The 20925-nt window shown below is 66.1% G+C and carries 21 protein-coding genes; 14 read left to right on the forward strand and 7 right to left on the reverse strand.

Annotated elements, in window-relative coordinates; translation table 11 throughout:
* The first annotated feature begins 62 nt into the window (after positions 1-62).
* The 4 genes from OHB26_RS07835 to OHB26_RS07850 all read left to right on the forward strand — a co-directional run bounded on the left by OHB26_RS07835 (position 63) and on the right by OHB26_RS07850 (position 3767).
* Entirely contained in the window at positions 63-764 is a 702-nt protein-coding gene (locus OHB26_RS07835) for a response regulator transcription factor (protein WP_330183541.1), read from the forward strand.
* Between the two features lie 4 nt (positions 765-768).
* Entirely contained in the window at positions 769-2142 is a 1374-nt protein-coding gene (locus OHB26_RS07840) for a sensor histidine kinase (RefSeq protein ID WP_330183542.1), read from the forward strand.
* A gap of 29 nt (positions 2143-2171) precedes the next feature.
* Entirely contained in the window at positions 2172-3329 is a 1158-nt protein-coding gene (locus OHB26_RS07845) for a YhgE/Pip domain-containing protein (RefSeq protein WP_330183543.1), read from the forward strand.
* A gap of 153 nt (positions 3330-3482) precedes the next feature.
* Positions 3483-3767 carry a hypothetical protein gene (locus tag OHB26_RS07850; RefSeq protein WP_330185534.1) on the forward strand — a complete coding sequence of 95 codons (285 nt, stop codon included), beginning with the start codon at positions 3483-3485 and terminating at the stop codon, positions 3765-3767.
* 420 nt (positions 3768-4187) lie between these two features.
* Here OHB26_RS07850 and OHB26_RS07855 read toward each other — a convergent pair whose 3' ends face one another.
* On the reverse strand, positions 4188-4550 hold the full coding sequence (locus tag OHB26_RS07855) for an FKBP-type peptidyl-prolyl cis-trans isomerase (protein WP_330183544.1): 363 nt from the start codon (positions 4548-4550) through the stop codon (positions 4188-4190).
* Between the two features lie 91 nt (positions 4551-4641).
* On the opposite strand from OHB26_RS07855, the gene OHB26_RS07860 reads away from it, so the two are divergent.
* Both OHB26_RS07860 and OHB26_RS07865 read left to right on the forward strand, forming a co-directional pair.
* Complete coding sequence (locus OHB26_RS07860) at positions 4642-5445, forward strand: TrmH family RNA methyltransferase (RefSeq protein WP_330183545.1); 804 nt, start codon at positions 4642-4644, stop codon at positions 5443-5445.
* Between the two features lie 46 nt (positions 5446-5491).
* Entirely contained in the window at positions 5492-5782 is a 291-nt protein-coding gene (locus OHB26_RS07865) for a DUF2537 domain-containing protein (protein WP_330183546.1), read from the forward strand.
* 5 nt (positions 5783-5787) lie between these two features.
* Here OHB26_RS07865 and OHB26_RS07870 read toward each other — a convergent pair whose 3' ends face one another.
* From OHB26_RS07870 to serC, 3 genes are all read right to left on the reverse strand, one after another.
* Complete coding sequence (locus OHB26_RS07870) at positions 5788-6525, reverse strand: DUF6928 family protein (RefSeq protein ID WP_330183547.1); 738 nt, start codon at positions 6523-6525, stop codon at positions 5788-5790.
* Positions 6526-6901: 376 nt separating this feature from the next.
* Positions 6902-8050, reverse strand: coding sequence for a septation protein SepH (gene sepH, locus OHB26_RS07875; RefSeq protein ID WP_330183548.1), 1149 nt, complete (start codon positions 8048-8050; stop codon positions 6902-6904).
* 310 nt (positions 8051-8360) lie between these two features.
* A complete protein-coding gene (serC, locus tag OHB26_RS07880) occupies positions 8361-9485 on the reverse strand; it encodes a phosphoserine transaminase (RefSeq protein ID WP_067568373.1) in 1125 nt (374 codons plus the stop codon).
* A 133-nt stretch (positions 9486-9618) separates the two neighbouring features.
* On the opposite strand from serC, the gene OHB26_RS07885 reads away from it, so the two are divergent.
* Entirely contained in the window at positions 9619-10455 is an 837-nt protein-coding gene (locus OHB26_RS07885) for a hypothetical protein (protein ID WP_330183549.1), read from the forward strand.
* A gap of 10 nt (positions 10456-10465) precedes the next feature.
* Here OHB26_RS07885 and OHB26_RS07890 read toward each other — a convergent pair whose 3' ends face one another.
* Together OHB26_RS07890 and OHB26_RS07895 are read right to left on the reverse strand one after the other, a co-directional pair.
* The gene (locus OHB26_RS07890; RefSeq protein ID WP_330183550.1) at positions 10466-11335 is read right to left on the reverse strand and encodes a polysaccharide deacetylase family protein; all 870 of its coding nucleotides are present in this window, start codon (positions 11333-11335) and stop codon (positions 10466-10468) included.
* Between the two features lie 50 nt (positions 11336-11385).
* A complete protein-coding gene (locus tag OHB26_RS07895; RefSeq protein WP_330183551.1) occupies positions 11386-11565 on the reverse strand; it encodes a DUF1272 domain-containing protein in 180 nt (59 codons plus the stop codon).
* Between the two features lie 179 nt (positions 11566-11744).
* Between OHB26_RS07895 and OHB26_RS07900 the strand changes: the two genes are divergently transcribed.
* Positions 11745-12554, forward strand: coding sequence for an RDD family protein (locus OHB26_RS07900; protein WP_330183552.1), 810 nt, complete (start codon positions 11745-11747; stop codon positions 12552-12554).
* 165 nt (positions 12555-12719) lie between these two features.
* Here the strand turns inward: OHB26_RS07900 and OHB26_RS07905 are convergent, their stop codons facing one another.
* The gene (locus OHB26_RS07905) at positions 12720-13859 is read right to left on the reverse strand and encodes a citrate synthase 2 (protein WP_330183553.1); all 1140 of its coding nucleotides are present in this window, start codon (positions 13857-13859) and stop codon (positions 12720-12722) included.
* A gap of 100 nt (positions 13860-13959) precedes the next feature.
* On the opposite strand from OHB26_RS07905, the gene pdxH reads away from it, so the two are divergent.
* From pdxH to OHB26_RS07935, 6 genes are all read left to right on the forward strand, one after another.
* Positions 13960-14685: a pyridoxamine 5'-phosphate oxidase gene (gene pdxH / locus OHB26_RS07910; RefSeq protein ID WP_330183554.1), complete on the forward strand. Its 726-nt coding sequence runs from the start codon at positions 13960-13962 to the stop codon at positions 14683-14685.
* Between the two features lie 109 nt (positions 14686-14794).
* Complete coding sequence (locus tag OHB26_RS07915) at positions 14795-16075, forward strand: MFS transporter (protein ID WP_330183555.1); 1281 nt, start codon at positions 14795-14797, stop codon at positions 16073-16075.
* A 97-nt stretch (positions 16076-16172) separates the two neighbouring features.
* Complete coding sequence (locus OHB26_RS07920) at positions 16173-16532, forward strand: DUF4189 domain-containing protein (RefSeq protein ID WP_330183556.1); 360 nt, start codon at positions 16173-16175, stop codon at positions 16530-16532.
* Positions 16533-16734: 202 nt separating this feature from the next.
* A complete protein-coding gene (locus OHB26_RS07925) occupies positions 16735-18048 on the forward strand; it encodes a citrate synthase (RefSeq protein WP_084514680.1) in 1314 nt (437 codons plus the stop codon).
* A 484-nt stretch (positions 18049-18532) separates the two neighbouring features.
* Positions 18533-19738 carry a GNAT family N-acetyltransferase gene (locus OHB26_RS07930; protein WP_330183557.1) on the forward strand — a complete coding sequence of 402 codons (1206 nt, stop codon included), beginning with the start codon at positions 18533-18535 and terminating at the stop codon, positions 19736-19738.
* Between the two features lie 756 nt (positions 19739-20494).
* On the forward strand, positions 20495-20884 hold the full coding sequence (locus tag OHB26_RS07935) for a YccF domain-containing protein (protein ID WP_330185535.1): 390 nt from the start codon (positions 20495-20497) through the stop codon (positions 20882-20884).
* The last annotated feature ends 41 nt before the right edge of the window (positions 20885-20925 follow it).

Raw genomic sequence — 20925 nt, forward strand, 5'->3', positions numbered from 1 at the left:
GAGGGAGGGAAGAATCGAGACTCCCGGGCCGCGAACCCGCCCGGAGCGAAGCGGAGGGCATATTGGACACAGCGTTACCGACTGTCCTGGTCGTCGACGACGATGAGGACGTTCTCGTCTCGGTCGAACGCGGGCTCCGGCTCTCCGGCTTCCGGGTCGTCATCGCCCGGGACGGAGCGCAGGCGCTGCGCGCGGTGAACGAGACCGCGCCCGATGCCGTCGTACTCGATATGAATATGCCCATCCTGGACGGCGCCGGTGTGGTCACCGCGCTGCGGGCCATGGGCAATGAGGTGCCGATCTGCGTGCTGTCCGCGCGCAACTCCGTCGACGATCGCATCGCCGGACTCGAATCCGGGGCCGACGACTACCTGGTGAAACCATTCGTCCTGGCCGAACTCGTGGCGCGCATCAAGGCGCTGCTGCGGCGGCGCAGCGATACCCCCGCTTCTTCGGTCCCCGGCGCAATCACCGTGGGGCCCTTGGAGGTTGATGTCGCCGGATATCGCGCACTGCTGCACGGCGATGAAATCGAGCTCACCAAAAGGGAATTCGAACTGCTCTCCACCCTGGCCCGCAGTGCCGGAGTGGTTTTGAGCCGGGAACGACTCCTGGAGTTGGTGTGGGGCTACGACTTCGCCGCCGATACCAATGTCGTCGATGTCTTCGTCGGTTATCTACGGCGCAAGATGGAGATCGACGGCACCCCCCGACTGCTGCACACCATTCGCGGCGTCGGATTCGTCTTACGCGCACCGAAATGACGCCATGAACCGCCGCCGACGCCGCCGACGCTCGTACTCACTGCGAGCGCGCGTCGCGGGCGCTGCCGCACTCGGCGCGACAATCATTGTGGCGGCGCTGAGTTGGTTCACCGTCTACGCCATCGAGCGCAACAATCTCGCGCAAGCCGACCAGCAGTTGGCTGTCACCTCGCGGGTGGTGCTCATCGAACCGGTGCTCGCGGTGACCGTGCTCGGCGTACTCGGTCCCACCAACGATATGGCGCTCACCGTGCGAAACGCGGACGGGTCGCTGGCCAGCACCTCGGTGCAGCTGCCATCGCTGCCGGTCGGCAATCACACCGTGACGGTGGACGGCAATACCTATCGGGTACTCACCACCACACAGAATCAGCCCTCGGGACGCGTTGTCTCCCTTGGTATTCCGACCACAGAGAACGAGAAGACCACGGCCGCGCAACGCCGCTGGGTGCTGTGGGCGGCGCTGATCGCCGTCGCCGCGGCGGCCGGACTGGGCTGGCTCTTCGGCGGCCGCGCGGTCCGGCCCATCGAGAATCTGACCCGGCAGCTGGACCGGCACGGCGAACCCGGCGGGCCGCTACCGGTCGACGGGCACGGTGTGCGCGAATCCGAACAGCTCGCCGATGCGGTCAACACCATGCTGGAGCGTATCGACCGGGCCCAGGCCGAGACCGCGGCCGCACTGGAGACCGCGCGCGATTTCGCCGCCGTCTCCGCACATGAACTGCGCACCCCGCTCACCGCCATGCGCACCGATCTGGAGGTGCTGCGCACCCTCGACCTCGACGAGGCCCAGCGCGCGGAGATCCTCACCGATCTGCACCGCGGCCAGAATCGGGTGGAGTCCACCCTGGCCGCGCTGGAGCGGCTCGCCGCGGGCGATCTGACCAATGCCCGCGATCATGTCGCCACCGATGTGGCCGAATTGATCGACGCCGCCGCGCATGACGCGAATCGGCATTTCCCGAATCTGAAGGTGCGCATCGATACCGATGCCGAACTCGTCACGCGTGGACTGCCGACCGGTATGCGCCTGGCCATAGACAACGCGCTCGCCAACTCCGCCCGGCACGGCGGCGCGACCGAGGCGCTGGTCTCCGCACATCGAGATCCTTACGGGCACATCGTCATTTCGGTCGACGACAATGGGCACGGCATTCCCACCGCCGAGCGCGTCGCGGTATTCGAGCGATTCGCGCGGGGCAGTCAGGCCGCCAAGGGCGGATCCGGACTCGGCCTGGCATTGGTGGCGCAGCAGGCCCAATTGCACGGCGGGCGAGCCTATTTCGACGATGGACTACTCGGCGGGGTACGCCTGGTACTGGAGTTGCCCGATAATCCGGTCTTTACCGAACTCTCAGACAAACGCCAGAGCTGACCGCAATTGATACCAGTACGGTCTGAACAGTGTTGGGAAAACGTCGCGCCTCGGTCCTGTTAGTCGTGCTGATCGCGGCCGCGGTCGCGGCCGGTGCGGTCGCCTACTTCCGCCCGCAGTCCGCTCCGAGTGGAGTGGCGCTGATCAACGGCGATACCGGGCCGACCGGCGCGAAAATCGCAAGGGCGTTGCAGGACAGCGGAACTCGTGAATGGGATGTGGTCGACTCGGCCAGTACCGACGATTACGCGGTGATCATCACCCTGCCCACCGACCTCTCCGCCGATATCGCCTCCCTCGGTACCGATAAACCGAAGAAGGCGCAGGTCACCGTGACCACCAATGATCGGGCCGACGCCGAGACGGTGAACGACGCGGTCAATGACGTCACCAAGCGGATCAGCGCCTCCGGCATGGACACCCTGTTCGCCTCCATGAACAACGCGCGCGGGCAGATGCAGCAGGTCGCCTTCACCAGCACGCTGTTGAACGCGGGTGTCCAGGCCGCCGCCGACGCCTCCCAGCAGTTCGGCTCCGGGGCCGATGAGATGCTGGCCTTCCTCGATCAGGCCAAAGTCGGTGCGGGACAGATCACTTCTGCCATCACCGAGCTGAACAGCACCGTGTCGGCGGCGACCACACAGGCCAACGACCTTGCCACGGCACTGGATTCGACCGGGGTCACCGTCGGGCAGGTCTCGCAGGCGGCGGATCAGCTGAGCACCGGGATCAATGCCATCGTGCCGCTGCTGCAGGGGCTGCCGTTCGCGAATGATCCGCAGTTGGCGAGCATCATCGGTCAGTTGCAGGGGTTGCAGACCGTCGCGAATCAGGCCGGGACACAGCTCAATGGGGTGGGCGAGCTGGTCGGCACCACCGTCACCCCCGAGACCCAGCTCGGTCAGTTGCTGCGGTCGGGCGCGACCCGACTGGGCGACGCGAGCGCGCAGTTGAATCAGGGCGGGCAGTTGGCCGCGAGCATTCCGGCCCTGGCCGATCAGGGCAAGACCCAGCTGCTGGGCGCGTTGAACGCGCTCAGCTCGGGGGTGACCCAGTTGCAGAGCGTCACCACCACACTGGGTAATCAGGCCACCGCGGCCTTGAACGCGCTGCCGCAGCGCGGGGTACCGCAGCAGTCGGCGATCGCGTCGGCGCTGTCGGATCCGGTGGATATCGTGCGCAAGTAAAAGTTGGCAAACAATCGGCAACCATTCGGCGATTTGCCAGGCTAAGATGATGACCGAATTGTTCTAATCGATCTGTTTTGACGCTCCCGCCTGACCCGCGCCACGGCTCCACCCCTCAGCGCCCCCGGTACCGGAGAGGAAACGATCGTGAGCATGCTGCTGGCCGCGCACGACATGTACGGCACAGTCCTGGCCCAGATGGGCAATCCCACGGCCGAAACCCCACCCATGGCCGACAAGATGATGAAGATGTTCCGCTACTTCACCTGGTTCACCCAGATGTCCGGCATTGCCGCCATCACCTACGGCGGCGGCAAATTCGCCTGGGAGAAGTGGGGCGGCGGAGCGGGCTCGCCCAAGATGGTCGCCAACGCCATGCTCGGCGGCGCCACCGCCACCAGCGCGGGCACCATCATGAACACCATCGTCGGCTCCTAGCGCCGAACCGGACTCCTCGAAGCAGCTCTGCCCGGCAGGTGCCCGCCTTACTTCCGCAGGGCGGGCACAGCCGCACCCACGCATCCCGGTAACCACGGAAAACACTGCGCCCGCCCCGTTCCCACGAGGCGGGCGCAGCCGTCCTCGCCCCATGTCACCACCGCCCCGGCCCCATCTACACGAAGCGAACGCAACCGCCGTTTCACCGCTGTGTCCGCTCGTCGATGCGAGGCGAACGCAACCGACCCCCTCACCACTGCGCCCACCTCGCCTATTCGAAACGGCGCAGCTGTCCCCACCCCTTTCACCACTGCGCCCACCTCGCCTATTCGAAACGGCGCAGCTGTCCCCACCCCTTTCACCACTGCGCCCACCTCACGGATGTGAGGCGGGCGCGAGACTTCAGAGAGGTGCCGAGCCTCAGCTCAGCACGTCCAGCAGGTCGATGACGAAGACCAGGGTCTTGCCCGACAGGTGGTGGCCCGCGCCGACCGGACCGTAGGCCAGCTCCGGCGGGATGGTGAGCTGGCGGCGGCCGCCGACCTTCATACCCGGGATGCCGTCCTGCCAGCCCTGGATCAGACCGCGCAGCGGGAAGACGATGGACTCGCCGCGATTCCAGGAGGAATCGAACTCTTCACCACTGTCGAACTCGACGCCCACATAGTGCACGTCGACGGTATCGCCCGGCTTGGCCTCGGCACCGTCGCCAACGACGAGGTCCTTGATGACCAGCGTGGCGGGCGCGGGCCCGTCCTGGAATTCGATTAGCGGCTTGCTCATGGGCAGTCCTCTTCGATAGGGGATCGGATCGTCAATCACCTTATGCGGTGCCCGGGATCGAGCATGAACGACGTCGCGCGAGAATGGGCCGGTGGCCGAAGTGATCGATATCGACGACCCCGCCGACCCGCGTGTCGACGATTTCCGCGACCTCAGCAATGCGGACCGGCGACCGGATCTGCCGGGCGGAAAAGGACTGGTGATCGCCGAGGGCACGGTTGTCGTCGAGCGCATGCTGACCTCGCGATTCACCCCCTCCGCACTATTGGGTGTGGCGCGCAAATACGAGGTGCTGGCCGAACGGCTTTCGAATATCGAGGTGCCGTACTACCGCGCGACCGCCGAGGTGATGGCGGAGATTGTCGGATTCCATCTGAATCGGGGCGTGTTGGCGGCGGCGCGCCGACCCCGGGAGCTCACCGCGGACGAGGTGCTCGCGGCGTCGCGCACGGTGGCCGTACTCGAGGGCGTGAACGATCACGAGAACATCGGCTCGATCTTCCGCAATGCCGCCGGACTCGGCGCGGATGCGGTGCTGTTCGGCGACCGCTGCTCGGATCCGCTGTACCGGCGCTCGGTGCGGGTCTCCATGGGGCATGTCCTGCGCATCCCGTTCGCCTCGCTGCCCGATCTACCCGATGGCCTGAACACCCTGCGCGACAAGGGTTTCCAGATCATCGCCCTCACTCCGAATCCGGCCGCGGACACGCTCGCGCACGCCATGACCGGTGAGCGGGTGGCCCTGTTGCTCGGCGCGGAGGGCCCCGGCCTGACCGAGGAGACCATGCGCGCCAGCGATATTCGCGCTCGCATCCCCATGACACCGGGCACCGATTCGCTTAATGTGGCCACCGCCGCCGCCATGGCCTTCTACGAGAGAGTGCGTGCCCAGTGAATTCAGGCTCAGCCAGTTCCGCCCCCGCCGGTTCCGGGATGGCGCGGTGAGCTATCCACCCGACGGCCCCTACGGCTACGGGTACTCCGAGCCGACGCCGTGGGCGAGCGGTATCGCCGTCATCGCGTTCGTGGCATTGCTCAGCGCGGCCGGGGTCTATGCCTTCGGTGAGGCGCTGGCGCGGATTCATCCACTGCTGGCGGTGGCGGTGAATCTCATTGCCGTAGGCGGTGTCACGCCGACCGCGTGGCGGTGGCGATTCCAGCCGGTGACGCGCTGGGTGCTCGCCGGCCTGGGCGTGGGCGTCCTGATCGGCTGGATCGCCCTGCTGGCCTGACCGGTTCAGGACACCCGGTCTTTACCGCGCAGCCAGCCGAACAACCCACGCCTGCCATTGCGTTCGACGGTCGACGGTGCCGCGGGCCCGTCGAGTGCGGGGGCCTGTCCCTTGGGGAACAACGAGAATCCGCATACTTCGATGTGGTCCGGGGTGAGCGCGTCCTCGGAGAACTTTCCGCGATACCGGAAGCCGAGCCATTCCTGATTGGCGGCATCGGCGAAATCCGGTGGGTCGAACGGTAATAACTGCGGGTCGGCCATTTCACCCGGCTCCAATTCGATCGGGTGTTCCCCCGCCCAATACGGCCGCTCCCAGACCCGGGGCATGCCCTCATCCTCGAGAATATTGACGCGGCTGGCGCTGAAGGATCTGCGGAATTCCCCGCGCTCCCATTCGGCGAACGCGCCCCAGCCCAGCGAGAGGTCATAGGAGACCAGATAGGTGTGCTCGGAGGCGAGCGGCCGGACCAGCAGCTCCGGCAGTTTGGTAGGGCGCGGCAGTGCGGCCTGGGTGGAGCAGACGACCGTGACGCCGGGATAGCAACCGATATAGATGGATTCGGGGTCCGGCCCCGCCCACACCTTCATGGTGCCGGAGGCGGCGGGCACCACATCGCGGTCGGGATGGAGCTGTCTGGCCAGCGCCCAGGCGGCGTCCGGATCCGGTCCCGGATGCGCGCGCAGCACTCCGAACGGATCGGAGGCGTCGACGTACCAGAGGGACGAGACTGTGGATGGCACTTCGCACCTCCCGAATTCTTTGCGACCCAAGTTTGGCAAATCTTGAGCAACATTCAGTGGCGGTTAGTTGACGCAGGTGCGGGTAGCCCCGGCAATCACCGCCACCACTATAAAATCTACCCGCACCGCGGCCGAAATGTCGCTGTTGCGCGAGCTCTCCCCCGGCGCGGCGAACTTACCGCCGCCTGGGAACCTTCGGACAATCCGGTCATTACGCATATTCGGCGGCAGACATTGGCCACCATCGGCACCTATTGGGCAATCAATACGTGGAAGGAGCGCCGTGGGCAATTATGCCGCAACCATTTCAGCTCTCTAGCAAACTTTCAGCATCGAGAATGTCGAATCGAAGATCAGTGGCCGGAGCTGCGCACACCTAGGAGAACGTCTTCCCAGGACGGCATAGGGGCCTTACCGCCACGCTTGGCCCGGGCGGGCTTCTGCGCGGGTTTCGCCGCGGGCGCGGCGGGCGTGGCGGCCGGAGCCGCCGACGCGGCGGGGGCCGCGGGGCCGCGGGCGCGGCCGGTTCCGGGACAACGGGCTCCTCGACCGGAGCCGATGCCGGGGCATTCGCCGCGGGCGCGGTGGCCGCGGGCTGTGCGGGAGCGGTCTGCGCAGGGGCCGAAGCCGCCGGAGCCGCAGGTGCGGGGGCCGAATGCGCCGGAGCCGCAGGCGGAGTCGAGACCGGAGCGGTCGGGGTGGCGACCGGGGCCGGAGCTGCGGCGGCCACCGCGGGGGCGGGCACGGTGCCGTCACCGACGGCGGCGCGCTGCTCGTAGTAGCCGTCCATGGACTGCTGGCTGGCGACCCGGGCGGGTGCGGATTCGTATTCGGCGCGCTCCTCACGGGGAGCGGGCGCGGTGGTACGCGGTGCGGGAGCGGGCTCCGGGGCGACCGGCTCATTGCGGTCCGGCAGGATGGTGGCCAGCCCGCGCAGGGCGCGGCCGAAGTCGGGATCGATCAGGTCCGAGGCCGGATCATCGAGCGGTACAACCGAACCGCCGTGCGCGTCCGGCTGGTAGCGCCAGTGCGCGGCAATGACCGAACGACCGGCCTGCCACTGCAATTGGGCGACCCAGTAACCCTTTTCGTCCTTCCAAGCGTCCCATTCGGCAACGCCGATATCGTGGCCGCGCTCGGCGAAGGCCGCGGAGACGATTTCGATGAGGGTTTCGATGGCGGGGCCGTCATTGCGCACCGGATGCGCCTGCTGTGCCAACTCGGCGGCGCGAGCACGTTCCAGGAGAACGGGATACGCGAAGCGCTCCACTCGACTGGCGGGCATGCCCGACTCTTCGGTCACCTGCTCGACCGAGGCACCGGCACGGATTCGAGCCTGGATATCGCGAGGGCGCATCGTGGCTTCCGTTTCGATCTCGATTTGTCCGAATCGGGCAAGATCTCCGCGGGCGGCGGCACGCAGTTTGTCATCGGCGGGCAGCCGGTACTTCTGGCCGCTCTCGGTATCGATGCACACGATGTGCGTGGAATCGGGCGTCAATCCGATTACTCGAAGTTCACGCACCGTTACCTCCTTGTCACTGCGTCGAACACAGTGCTGCGTCTACACAGCTGTCAGGCTCGCTACACCGCCCACGTTCTGGAACAGTAGTGCACTTCTGTGGTTCGTGGGGCAAGACACGCGGCGCGGAAATCTGTCGCCAGACTCCCGCGCCGCATACTGTGTCTAATTTGCCCTCCGCTTCGCTGCGGGCGGGTTCGCGGCCCAGGAGGTCTCATTGTTCCCTCCCTCCGCTCCTCCGCTTCGCTCCCCCGCTCCACTCAGTCCAGAATGAGACGGGCCGCGAACCTTTGGGCTGGACGGTCTTACCGGGTCAGCCGATCTGTCCGACAACCCAATCGATGCAGCGGGTCAGCTGCGACACATCCTCCGGATCGATGGCCGGGAACATGCCGACGCGCAACTGGTTACGACCCAGCTTACGGTACGGCTCGGTATCGACGATTCCGTTGGCGCGCAGCACCTTCGCGACCTGCGCCGCATCCACCGAATCATTGAAATCGATGGTGCCGACCACCTGCGAGCGATGCGCCGGATCCACCACGAACGGGGTGGCGAATTCGCTGGTCTCGGCCCAGTTGTACAGGCGCGACGAGGAATCGGCGGTGCGCTTCACGCACCAATCGAGTCCGCCGTTGCCATTCATCCATTCGATCTGATTCGCGAACAGCAACAGCGTGGCGAGCGCCGGGGTGTTGTACGTCTGATCCTTGGTGGAGTTGTCCACCGCGATGGGCAACGACAGGAATTCCGGGGTGAAACGACCGGAGTTCTTGATCTCCTCGACGCGGGCCAGCGCGGCCGGGCTCATCAGGGCGATCCACAGCCCGCCATCGGAGGCGAAGCACTTCTGCGGTGCGAAGTAGTACACATCGGAATCGGCGATGTTCACCGGCAGACCGCCCGCACCCGAGGTGGCGTCGATGGCGATGAGCGCGTTCTCCGAACCCGCGGGGCGCGAAACCGGAATGGCGACACCGGTGGAGGTCTCGTTATGCGCCCAGCCGATGAGGTCGACCGACGGATCGGAGGTGGGCTCGGGCGCGCTGCCCGGCTCCGCCTTGACCACGATCGGATCACCGATGAACGGGTTGGCCTTGGCCACCGAGGCGAACTTGGAGGAGAACTCGCCGTTGGTCAGGTGCAGCGACTTCTCGCGGATCAGGCCGAAGGCGGCGGCGTCCCAGAACGCGGTGGTGCCACCGTTGCCGAGCACGACCTCGTAACCGTCGGGCAGGGCGAACAATTCGCGCAGGCCGGAACGCACCCGCGCCACCACGTCCTTGACCGGCTTCTGCCGGTGCGAGGTACCGAACACCGAAGCGCCGGTATCCACCAGGGACTGCAGCTGTTCGGGACGCACCTTGGAGGGTCCGCAGCCGAACCGTCCGTCGGCGGGCTTGAGATCGTCGGGGATGGTCGGGAACGCAGAGGTCATGGCGACAAGGGTAGTTGCTGCGCATCGGCCCCGAAACGAGTGGGTCGACCCTGCAACACGTTCGGACCTCGGGCTTCGGCAAACGGCGAGTATCGCTGTGGCGGAGACCACACACCCACTACCGTTCAGCGGTATGAACATGGCCGCGCACGAGCGACCTGGATCTTCCGCCGGTGCACCCACCGAGCCCTCGAATTCGACCGCCGCACAAGGCATTACCGCAGGTGAGACCGGTCGCGGCGCGGATCCCGAGCCGCGCCCGAGCCTGCTGCGCCGCCTCACCGGGCTGCGCCTGTCCTCACAATTCGGCTCACACGGCCTGGTTCGCCGTGGTCCGGCACTGGACGATGCCGCCCGCCGCGAGTTGCTCATGCACGGCATCGAGGGCACCGCGACAATCCTGAGCGTCCGCTCCGCGGCCCGGAACTCGGTCTCGGAGAATACCGATCCGCGCACCGAATCCGAGCCGCGCGGCCGGGATCGTCCCGGCCCCGGCCAGGAGTTCTGGGTGCGAATCCAGCTCGAGGGCAGGCATGCCTACGAGACCCGGGTCCGCCAGCGCGTCAATACCCCTGACCAGGAATGGATGCAGCCCGGCGATGTGGTGTGCTGCCGCGTCGATCCGGGCGATCTCGACCGCGTGGTGCTCTACGTGCCCGCCATCGAGGAGGCGAGCCGCACCAATATCGCCAAGATCCTCGCCGACGGCCGCCGGGCGCGGGCCACCGTCCTGGCCGCCACCCCGATCGCCGCCGACTACACCGGCCGCGATGATCCGGTGCTGCGCCTGGACCTGGAGCTGCACGCCTGGGATGAACCCGCGCCCTGGCGCGTCCGCATCATCCAGCCCGTCCCGCTGGCCGCCCTGGAGCTGGTGGACCTGGGCAGACATCTGGAGATCGCCTTCTTCACCATCGACCGCGGCGAATCGGCGACGGTCGACTGGCTCGCCTCCCGCGAACTCGATTGACGCCCCGGGACTACGGCAGGTTCACGAATTGAAAGCCGTTGGCCTTCAAAGCGGTCAGGGCGGCGTACATACCGGGTGCGGTCCCGGACCGCGGCCGGTGCATATGCGCCAGCGAGATACCACCCGGTTTCGCGGTCATCATGTTCGCCTGCACCTGGGCCGCGGTGGAGGTCGCACCGTAATCGGCGTTGAGGGAGTAGCCGACCGGGGTTTCGCCCAGGTCCTTGACGATGGCCACCGCGAATTCGTCGTAATGCGCTGTGCCGGTGCGGAAGAAGCGCGGTGCGCGGCCGACCAGCCGGGTGAGGCGTTCATGATTGCCCCAGACCTCGTCCACCGCCTCCTGCGCCGAGGCGGTGCCCTTGATCTCATAGGCCGCGCGGCCGTTCACCGAGAGCGGCCGATGCGCGGTGCCGTGATTGGCGAGTTCGAAGAGCGGGTTCGCCGCGAGCTGCGCCGCACGCGCCTGATTCGCGTCGATCCAGCGTTTGTTGACGAATAGGGTGGCCGGAAGCTGCTGTGCGATAAGCAGACTCAGTAGATTCTCGTCGACGTCATTATTTCCCGGGCCGCCGCACGCGTCGAAGGTGAGCGCGAATCGCTTTCCGGCGGCGTCGAAGTCGGTGAGAATTCCGGGGATATCGGTCCCCCACTGCTGCGGCTTCTTCCCGGCGTATTGGGCGGCCACCGCGTCCGGGTTCAACCCGCCGTGCGCGAGCGGCAGGTTGGCCGGGGCCAGCCCCTTGTCCGTGCGGCTCAGCGGCGGTTCCAGGATGCGATCGTTCCCGCTCGCCCGGCCGCAACCGGCGGATACGTAACCGGCGGCCATGGCCACGCCGACGGTGAGCAAACGTCTCCGGGAAAGTCCTGCGTCGAGCACCTGGGCAGGTTATGCCACCGGGGACCGGGTGCCCAGGATTGAAATCAGCGTTATTCGGACCTTCGCGGCCTCGCAACCAATTCACCACCACAATTCGGGCAAACGTAATTCATTGTTCGGCCGCAAGCTTCGCAGAACGTGCATTCGTACGAGCAGATGACGGCCGGACCGTCCGCGGGCAAATCGACAGCCTCGCAACGTTCGCAGCGCGTCCGCATCTCCAATGCCATGTCGTACCTCCGTGTTTCAGTTCTTCCCAGCCCCGGCGCGCCGTCACGCCCGCGGTGCTCCAGACTGTATCGGCCCAGTCACCTTGTCCGCCGGTAGCCAATCGGCGGCAATCGGGGGGTGCCCGGTGCCGCTTCCCCCTTTGCGGCACCGGCCGTTTCGACTCGCAACAAGGAAGTACATGACCTACCCGAACAATCCCTATCCGCCGCAGCAGCCCGGCTACGGCTATCCCCCGCAGCAGCCCGGATACGGTTACCCGCCCCAGGACGCACAGCCCGGTTACGGCTATCCGCAGCAGCCCGCACAACCGGGTTACTCGCAGCCGGGTTATCCACAGCAGCAGCCACCGTCGCAGCCCGGTTATCCACAGCAGCCGACCGCACAGCCCGGCTATCCACAGCAGGGTGCCGCACCACAGCCGGCCTACGACTACACCCAACAGCCTTATGGCGCACAGCAACCCGGCCAGGGGGGCTACTCCCCCTACGGCGCACCGCAACTGCCGTACGCGAGTTGGGGTGCTCGGGTGGGCGCGTACCTGCTCGACGCGCTGATGTTCTTCCTGCCCGGCGCGCTGCTACAGATCATCGCGTCCACGGCCGGTACGGATTCGCCGGACTGCTCGGCCCTCTACGACAGCGCCTACAGCTCGACTCCCAACTACAGCGCCGGCTGCACCGCCGGTGGGATGAACGCGCTCGGCGGCATCTGCATGGGCCTGGCGCTGATCCTCTACATCGGCGCGGGTCTGTTCCTGGCCTACCGTGAGGGCACCACCGGACAGACGCCCGGCAAGAAGATCGTCGGGATTCGCCTGGTGCGTGAGGCCACCGGTCAGCCGGTCGGATTCGGTCTGGCCATCGGCCGCAAACTGCTGCACGTGGTGGACAGCCTGGCCTGCTACATCGGCTGGTTGATGCCGCTGTGGGACGGCAAGCGCCAGACCCTGGCCGACAAGATCGTCAGCACGATTGTGGTGAAGGTCTAGTCAGCTGACATCGTGGATCCCGGCCAAAAGCACGCCGGGATGACGGGGCCGGGCCGACTCGAAATGACGAGGCCCCGGCCCGGTACGAAACAGCGTGGCCCGCAGCGGAATCCGCTGCGGGCCACGAACTGTATGGGGGTGTTGCCTATTCGGCGCGCACCGAAATCACTTGCGGACGACGGTGTCCCAGCCGACCACGGTCTCGGGCAGGCGCGGGGCCGGACCGGTGTAGATGGCGGCGGGGCGGACCAGCTTGCCGAGCTTCTTCTGCTCCAGGATGTGCGCACACCAACCGGCGGTGCGACCACAGGTGAACATGGCGGGCATCATGTGCGCCGGCACCTCGGCGAAGTCCAGGATGACCGCGGCCCAGAACTCGACATTGGTCTCGATGGCGCGGTCCGGGCGACGCTCACGCAGCTCGGCCAGGGCGGCCTGCTCGAGCGCGGCGGCGACCTCGTAGCGCGGGGCGGCCAAGCGCTTGGCGGTGGCGCGCAGCACGCGGGCGCGCGGATCCTCGGCCCGGTAGACCCGGTGACCGAAGCCCATGAGCTTCTCCTTGCGGTCCAGGATGCCCTTGACCAGCGCACGGGCGTCACCGGACTGTTCGACCGCTTCGATCATGGGGAGCACACGGGCCGGAGCGCCACCGTGCAGCGGGCCGGACATGGCACCGATCGCGCCGGAGAGCGAGGCGGCCACATCGGCGCCGGTGGAGGCGATGACGCGGGCGGTGAAAGTGGAGGCGTTCATACCGTGCTCGGCCGCGGAGACCCAGTAGGCGTCGATGGCCTCGGTGTGCTTGGGGTCCGGATCACCCTTCCAGCGGGTCATGAACCGCTCGGTAATGGTGGTGCACTCGTCGATCTTCCGCTGCGGTACGGCGGGCTGGTAGATACCGCGCGCCGACTGCGCGACATAGGACAGCGCCATCACCGAGGCACGCGCGAGATTGTCGCGCGCGGTGTCGTCGTCGATATCCAGCAGCGGCTGGTAGCCCCAGATCGGGGCGAGCATGGCCAGGCCGGCCTGCACGTCGACGCGGACATCGCCGGTGTGAATCGGCAGCGGGAACGGCTCGGCGGGCGGCAGTCCGTGCCCGAACTCACCGTCCACCAGGAGGGACCAGACATCACCGAAGGTGACCCGGTTCGCGACCAGGTCTTCGATGTCGACGCCGCGGTACCGGAGCGCGCCACCATCCTTATCCGGTTCGGCGATATCGGTGGTGAATGCCACCACGCCTTCGAGACCGCTGACGAAATCAGCTGGGATGACAGGGCTGGCCGCAGCGCTGGCAGTCATGTTGTGACTCTCCTTGCAAATCGGGCTGCCCGATCCATGGGCAGCCACGCCGATCACCTAGACCTTAACGCGCGCATTACTGCGGAGTAACGTCTGGCCCATGCCCGACCAGGAGAATTACGCCACTCCCGACCTCGATATCGCGGCCCTGCGCGTGGAGTACGGAGTCGACGCCGGGGACAATCATCCGGGCCTGGAGACCGACCTCGACGAGAGCTGGCTGGCGGACGGCTGGGAACCGTTGCTACGCAACTGGATCGAGCACGCCACCAGTGCCGGACTGACCGATTCCAATGCCATGGTGCTGGCCACCGTAGAGATCACGGAATCGGGTCCGAAACCGTCCTCTCGAACCGTGCTGTGCAAAGGACTGTCCCCCGAGGGTGTGACTTTTTACACGAATTACGAATCGTTCAAAGGACGGCAACTCACCGCGACGCCGTACGCGTCGGCGACTTTCGTCTGGCCCGCGCTCGGCAGGCAGATCACCGTGCGCGGTCCGGTGCGGCGGGTCGCGCCGGAGACCACCGCGATCTACTGGCAGTCCCGCCCGCGGGGTTCGCAGCTCGGGGCGTGGGCCTCACTGCAATCCCGGCCGATCGCCTCGCGGGAGGAGCTGGATCGTCAGCACACCCAGGTGACCTCGCGTTTCGAGGGCGTCGATTCGATTCCGGTGCCGCCGCAGTGGGGCGGATTCCTGCTCGAACCGGAGTACGTGGAGTTCTGGCAGGGTCGCCGCAGCCGCATGCACAATCGCCTCCGCGTCATTCTGGAACCCGGCAATACGGACGTCTCCGCCATGAAGGTCGAGCGTTTGCAGCCCTGACCAGCATGATCGCAATACTTCGGCTCGTGGGGTTTCTCACTCTCGAATCATGGGACGACCATGAATAAAGGCTAGTCGCACAGCAATTCATCCCATTAATGTCACGGCGGTGAAGCTGCTCGCCGATATAACCCCCTTACGCAACGCCGATTACCGGAGGCTCTGGACCACCGGCATCGTCACGGTGATCGGCGCGCAGCTCTCGGTAGTGGCGGTGCCCAAGCAGCTGTACGACATCACGCACAGCTCCTCCTATGTCGGACTGGCCGGACTCTTCGGCTTGATTCCGCTCATCGTGTTCGGCCTGTGGGGCGGTGCGCTCGCCGATGTGATGGACCGGCGCAAACTGCTGCTGATCACCAGCGCGGGCACCGGCCTGACCGCGCTGGCCTTCTGGGGGCAGGCCGCGGCCGGGCTGAACAATCCCTGGCTGATCCTGATCCTCTTCTCGGTGCAGCAGGCGTTCTTCGCGGTGAATCAGCCCGCGCGCAGCGCCATCTACCCCCGCCTGCTACCGGAAGATCAACTGCCCGCGGCCAATTCGCTCTCCATGACGGTCATGCAGTTCGGCGCCATCGCCGGGCCCGTGGTGGCGGGCATGCTGATTCCGGTCAGCGGTCTGTCCACGCTGTATCTGCTGGACTCCATCGCCCTGCTGGCCACGCTGTGGGCGACCTGGAAACTGCCGCCGATCCCGCCCACCGGCGAGGCCCGCCGCGCCGGATTGCGTGAGGTCCTGGACGGCTTCGTCTACCTGGCGACCCAGCGAATCCTGTTGGCGTCCTTCGCCGTCGACGTGGTGGCCATGGTCTTCGGTATGCCGCGCGCACTGTTCCCGCAGATCGCGCAGGACAGCTTCGGCGATACCGCCAGCAGCGGTCACGCCCTGGGCCTGTTGTTCGCGGCCATGTCGGTGGGTGCGGTGCTGGGTGGCGTCTTCTCCGGCTGGCTGTCGCGCATCCGCAGGCAGGGCTTGGCCGTTGTGGTGCTGATCGTGCTGTGGGGCATCGGCATGGTGGGCTTCGGCCTGGCGGTCGGCGCGGCCGGGCACAGTCTGAGCACGACGGTGGCACTGTGGATCGCGTTCGCGTCCCTGGCCTTCGGCGGTGCGGTCGATATGTTCTCGGCGGCGCTGCGCACCACCATGTTGCAGTCGGTGGCCACCGATGAGATGCGCGGCAGACTGCAGGGCGTATTCATCGTGGTGGTCGCGGGCGGACCCCGAATCGGTGATGTTGCACACGGTTTCGCGGCAGCGGCCGTGGGTACCGCCGCGGCGGCCGCGGGCGGTGGGGTGCTGGTGGTGATCGGAATGGTCGTCGCGGCGCTGATCTTCCCGGCCTTCGTCCGCTACCGGGTGGCACGCGCGCACGCCGAAATCCCCGCCTGAACGCCTTATAAGAATTTCCCAAGGAAGTCGTAAAGACGCCCCCCTAATTTCATCTGCATCACCAGCACACGCTCTACGGGATGCACGGGGAAACATCATGAAGAAGGCAATCACCGCCACCATCGCCATGGCCGCAATCGGCTTCGCGGGCCTCATCGTTCCGGCCCAGGCGAACGCCTCCGGCACCGCCTGGGGTGCGATCGCCGTCTCCGACGAGGGCAATTGGCATGCCTCCTGGAACTATTCGACCAAAGAGGATGCGAAGTCCGAGGCGCTGAACCGCTGCAACGGCCACAACTGCGAGGTGCTGGTGGCCTTCACCGACTGCGGTTCGATCAGCCACTCCAAGAGCCAGCACCAGTACGTGGGCCGCTACGGCGCGACCCGCGAGGAGGCCGAGGACCGCGCCCGCGTGGCCTTCGATTCGGTGATCATCAAGACCGTTTGCAACGACTAGCCACCATCTGCGGGACGACCGGCGCGGTTCATGCTCATAGCGCATAACCGCGCCGATCCTCACATCGCGACCATGTGACTGTGAGGTAGCAAAGGGACACCCTCGTTAGTCGGGCTTACCGGACAGCGACTAGCGTTGAAGCAAGCGCGTCGTGCGCCACCGCGCCGAAGCCTATGGTTTCAAGCCTGAGAGGGATCCTTCCGTGCCCGCTGAGAACATCATCAACGTCGACGACGACGCCAAGCCGGTGCTTAGCTACCCCGGCGGTGAGTACCCGATGACGGTCGCCAAGGCCGTCGAGGGCAACGACGGGATCGACCTGGGCAAGCTGCTCGCCAGCACCGGGTACGTGACCTATGACCCCGGTTTCATGAACACCGCGTCGACCAAGTCGGCGATCACCTACATCGACGGTGAAGCCGGCATCCTGCGCTACCGCGGCTACCCGATCGAGCAGCTGGCCGGTAAGTCGACCTTCATCGAGGTCAGCTACCTGCTCATCTACGGTGAGCTGCCGACCCAGGCCCAGCTCGACGACTTCACCGACCGGATCCGCCGGCACACCCTGCTGCACGAGGATCTGAAGCGCTTCTTCGACGGCTTCCCGCGCAACGCGCACCCGATGCCGGTGCTCTCCTCCGCGGTGAACGCGCTGTCGGCCTACTACCAGGATTCGCTGGATCCGCGCGATCCCGAGCAGGTCGAGCTCTCCACCATTCGACTACTGGCCAAGCTGCCGACCATCGCGGCCTACGCCTACAAGAAGTCGGTCGGTCAGCCGTTCCTGTACCCGGACAACTCGCTGAGCCTGGTCGAGAACTTCCTGCGCATGACCTTCGGCTTCCCGGCCGAACCGTACGAGGTCGACCCCGAGGTCGCCGCGGCGCTGGACATGCTGCTCATCCTGCACGCCGATCACGAGCAGAACTGCTCGACTTCGACTGTGCGCCTTGTCGGTTCGTCCGATGCCAACCTGTTCACCTCCGTCTCCGGCGGTATCAACGCGCTCTGGGGTCCGCTGCACGGCGGCGCCAACCAGGCCGTGCTGGAGATGCTGGACGAGATCAAGGCGAACGGCGGCGACGTCAAGGAGTTCGTGCGCAAGGTCAAGAACAAGGAAGACGGCGTGAAGCTCATGGGCTTCGGACACCGCGTCTACCGCAACTACGACCCGCGCGCGGCTCTGGTCAAGAATGTCGCCGATACGATTCTGCAGAAGATCGGCGGCGACGATCAGCTGCTCGATATCGCCAAGGCCCTGGAAGAGGCCGCGCTGACCGATGAGTACTTCATCGAGCGTCGCCTGTACCCGAACGTCGACTTCTACACCGGCGTCATCTACCGCGCCATGGGCTTCCCGACCCGCATGTTCACCGTGCTGTTCGCCATGGGCCGACTGCCGGGCTGGATCGCGCACTGGCGCGAAATGCACAGCGAGCCTTTGAAGATCGGCCGTCCGCGGCAGATCTACACCGGCCACGCCGAGCGCGACTACCGCGGCATCACCGAGCGCTGAGCCCGGTCGCGTAATACCTGACATCGAACCCGCTTCCGGCACAACGGAGGCGGGTTTCGTCGTTGTGGAAGCCGTTCCGCCGACAGGGTTTCGGTTCTGCAAGGACTTGTTAAGAAGATCATCAGTGCCGCCGGGCAAAGTAGTTCTCACGAGATCGAGACGATCTCGACCGGGGGGGGAACGTCACCGGGGAGGGTGGCGGCGGTACCGGGGGGACGTCACTTGGGAGGGTGACGAATCGGAGGGGACGTCACCGGGGAGGGTGACAAAACCGGGGGGACGCCATCGGGGGGTGGCGGTACCCGGGGGGGAGCGCCATCCGGGGGGATGGCGGAGTCCGGGGGGCGGCGAAGCGCGGGGAGGCGCGACGCCGGGGAGGGACCGCAGGGGCGAGTGGCGTCACCCGAAGGAGTTCGGGGGCGGGTGACGCCACCCGGGGGAAAATCGAATGCGCCCGGGTTCGGATTCATGGGATGGTCGAACCATGGCACTTGCGAATGGCATCATCCTGCGTTCGGCCACCGAGAGCGACTTTCCCGCCATCATCGAACTGGCCGAGGTCTGCTTCGGTATGCGCTACGACAAGCCCGAAGTCGACAATATCCCCGACCTGTTCCCGGTCGAGCGCGCGATCGTCGCGGTCGACGACGGGCAGATCGTCGGCCATACTGTGGACACCACCATGACGGTCACCGTGCCCGGTGAGGGCACCATCCAAGCCTGTGGCGTCTCCTCGGTGACGGTCGCGCCCACACACCGCCGGCGCGGCATTCTGCGCGCGCTCTACACCGAGCAGCACGCGCGCACCGAGGCCGAGGGTGTTCCGCTCACCATGTTCACCGCCAGTGAGGGCACCATCTACGGCCGCTTCGGCTACGGTCCGGCCACTACGGCGAATACGGTCACCATCGACCGCAAGCGGGCCGAATTCCGTTCCGATACACCGGATCCCGGTGGCGTGCGGACCGCGAAGCTCGCCGACTCACACGACCATATCCGCGAGGTCTACGATCGCTGGCGGCGACTGGTACCCGGCGGCCAGGCGCGGCCGGACGCCAATTGGAATATCTGGTTCGCCGATCCGGAGCGCTATCGCGATGGTTCGTCCACCCTCTTCGTGCTGACCCATCCGGACGGTTATGTGCTCTACCGCCGTCAGTGGCGCGAGCACGAGTCGGTGGCCACCATCGCCGAATTCCGCGCGGTCACCCCGGAGGCGCATATCGCGCTGTGGCGGGTGCTGCTCAGCCTCGATCTGCTGAACAAGGTGGAGGCGGAACTCACCGATGACGATCCACTGCCGTGGCTGGTGACCAACCCGCGGCTGGTTCGCGTCACGGACCGCAATGACGGACTGTGGGCGCGGATCATGGATGTGCCGAAGGCTTTGTCCGCCCGCACCTATCGCTCCGATCTGGATATCGTTCTCACCGTGCAGGATCCGTTCCGCGATGCGGGCGGGAACTTCGCGCTGCGGGTGCGCGACGGGGTGGCCGAATGCGCGCCCACCGGGCGCTCGGCGGATCTGGAACTCGGCATCGATGTATTGAGCAGCCTGTACTTCGGCGCGCATCGGGCGCGAGTCTTCGCCGCCGCCAACCGAATTCAAGCGAAGGATGCGGCAGTGCTGCGCGCCTTCGACTCCGCTTTCGTCGGCGATCGTGATCCGGAGTTGGGCTGGTTCTTCTGAGCTTGGACGAAAACAGCGGGGCGGCACCGGATTCGGCGCCGCCCCGCCGGCCTTCCGTTGCTACTTGGCGATCTTGGCGCGGAACGGGCCGCCGATGCTGTTGAAGAGCAGGTCGCCATTGGGGAACGCTTCGACGATCGCGTAGGCCCCATTGCCCAGGTTGGTCTGCCCCGTCGGCCGCGTCGGTCGAGAGCTTGCCGTCCTTCCACACCGCCTTGCGCGTCACCTTGTCAGAGGCGAAGTAGATGCCGCCGTCCGCGTCGACGGCCATGGAGTTGGAGATTGTCTCGTCATCGCCCGCGCGCACGACCTGGGGGTCGCCGGTGAGGTCGCGGTTCATGACGTACAGCTCACGCGAGGCCAGCACCACCAGATGCCCGTCATAGGTCATATCCGCGCCGACGATGGTCTCCGGAATGCCCAGGGTCGTCATGGCATTGGACAGCAGCGGTTTGAAGTCCTTCTGCGCGATGATCGGCCGCGGCGGCCGATGCGGAGGTCGATGCCATCGCTCCCGCACCGATTCGCATTCGATTGCTCAAAGCATGCTCCCGTCCCTTATTTGACCGGAGAAACCTATGGAGCTGGAGTTATTTTCAATTGCTCGACATTAACAGCGGCCAAGAATGAATAGGTCGATACCCAGGCAATTCGGACTGCTCACCGCCCACCCGGAGCAGTGTCCCCACTCAGAAGTAAGGGTTTTCCCGGTGCCGCCGCGCCGCCCGCACTGGCATGCTGGAGAGCGTGAAACCGATTCAGTTGCTCCTGAACATCCTGTGGCTCGTGCTGGTCGGATTCTGGATGGCCATCGGCTACCTCATCGCCGGACTCATCTGCTGCATCCTGATCATCACCATTCCGTGGGGTATCGCATCATTCCGCATCGCCTCGTTCGTCCTGTGGCCGTTCGGGCGCGAAGCGGTGGAGAAGCCGGGTGCGGGTGCGGGCTCGCTCATCGGCAATATCATCTGGGTGATCTTCGCCGGGTGGTGGCTGGCACTGGGGCATCTGTTCACCAGTATCGCCTTGGCCATCACGATCATCGGGATTCCCTTCGCCTGGGCGAACCTGAAACTCATCCCTATCTCACTGTTCCCGCTGGGGCGCGAAATCGTGCCCAGTGACCGGGCTTTCGCCGCCTGAACCGGCCGGACCACGGCACAGTTTCCGGTATGCAAGACAAT

It is taken from the genome of Nocardia sp. NBC_01503, assembly GCF_036327755.1.
Classification (GTDB): Bacteria; Actinomycetota; Actinomycetes; order Mycobacteriales; family Mycobacteriaceae; genus Nocardia.

Coding starts and splice junctions, on each gene's coding strand:
- OHB26_RS07855 (WP_330183544.1), bottom strand. CDS start 4,550: ATGAGCAAGCCGCTAATCGAATTCCAGGACGGGCCCGCGCCCGCCACG.
- OHB26_RS07930 (WP_330183557.1), top strand. CDS start 18,533: ATGGCACTTGCGAATGGCATCATCCTGCGTTCGGCCACCGAGAGCGAC.
- OHB26_RS07905 (WP_330183553.1), bottom strand. CDS start 13,859: ATGACTGCCAGCGCTGCGGCCAGCCCTGTCATCCCAGCTGATTTCGTC.
- OHB26_RS07850 (WP_330185534.1), top strand. CDS start 3,483: ATGCTGCTGGCCGCGCACGACATGTACGGCACAGTCCTGGCCCAGATG.
- pdxH (WP_330183554.1), top strand. CDS start 13,960: ATGCCCGACCAGGAGAATTACGCCACTCCCGACCTCGATATCGCGGCC.
- OHB26_RS07920 (WP_330183556.1), top strand. CDS start 16,173: ATGAAGAAGGCAATCACCGCCACCATCGCCATGGCCGCAATCGGCTTC.
- OHB26_RS07885 (WP_330183549.1), top strand. CDS start 9,619: ATGAACATGGCCGCGCACGAGCGACCTGGATCTTCCGCCGGTGCACCC.
- OHB26_RS07900 (WP_330183552.1), top strand. CDS start 11,745: ATGACCTACCCGAACAATCCCTATCCGCCGCAGCAGCCCGGCTACGGC.
- OHB26_RS07840 (WP_330183542.1), top strand. CDS start 769: ATGAACCGCCGCCGACGCCGCCGACGCTCGTACTCACTGCGAGCGCGC.
- serC (WP_067568373.1), bottom strand. CDS start 9,485: ATGACCTCTGCGTTCCCGACCATCCCCGACGATCTCAAGCCCGCCGAC.
- OHB26_RS07895 (WP_330183551.1), bottom strand. CDS start 11,565: ATGGCATTGGAGATGCGGACGCGCTGCGAACGTTGCGAGGCTGTCGAT.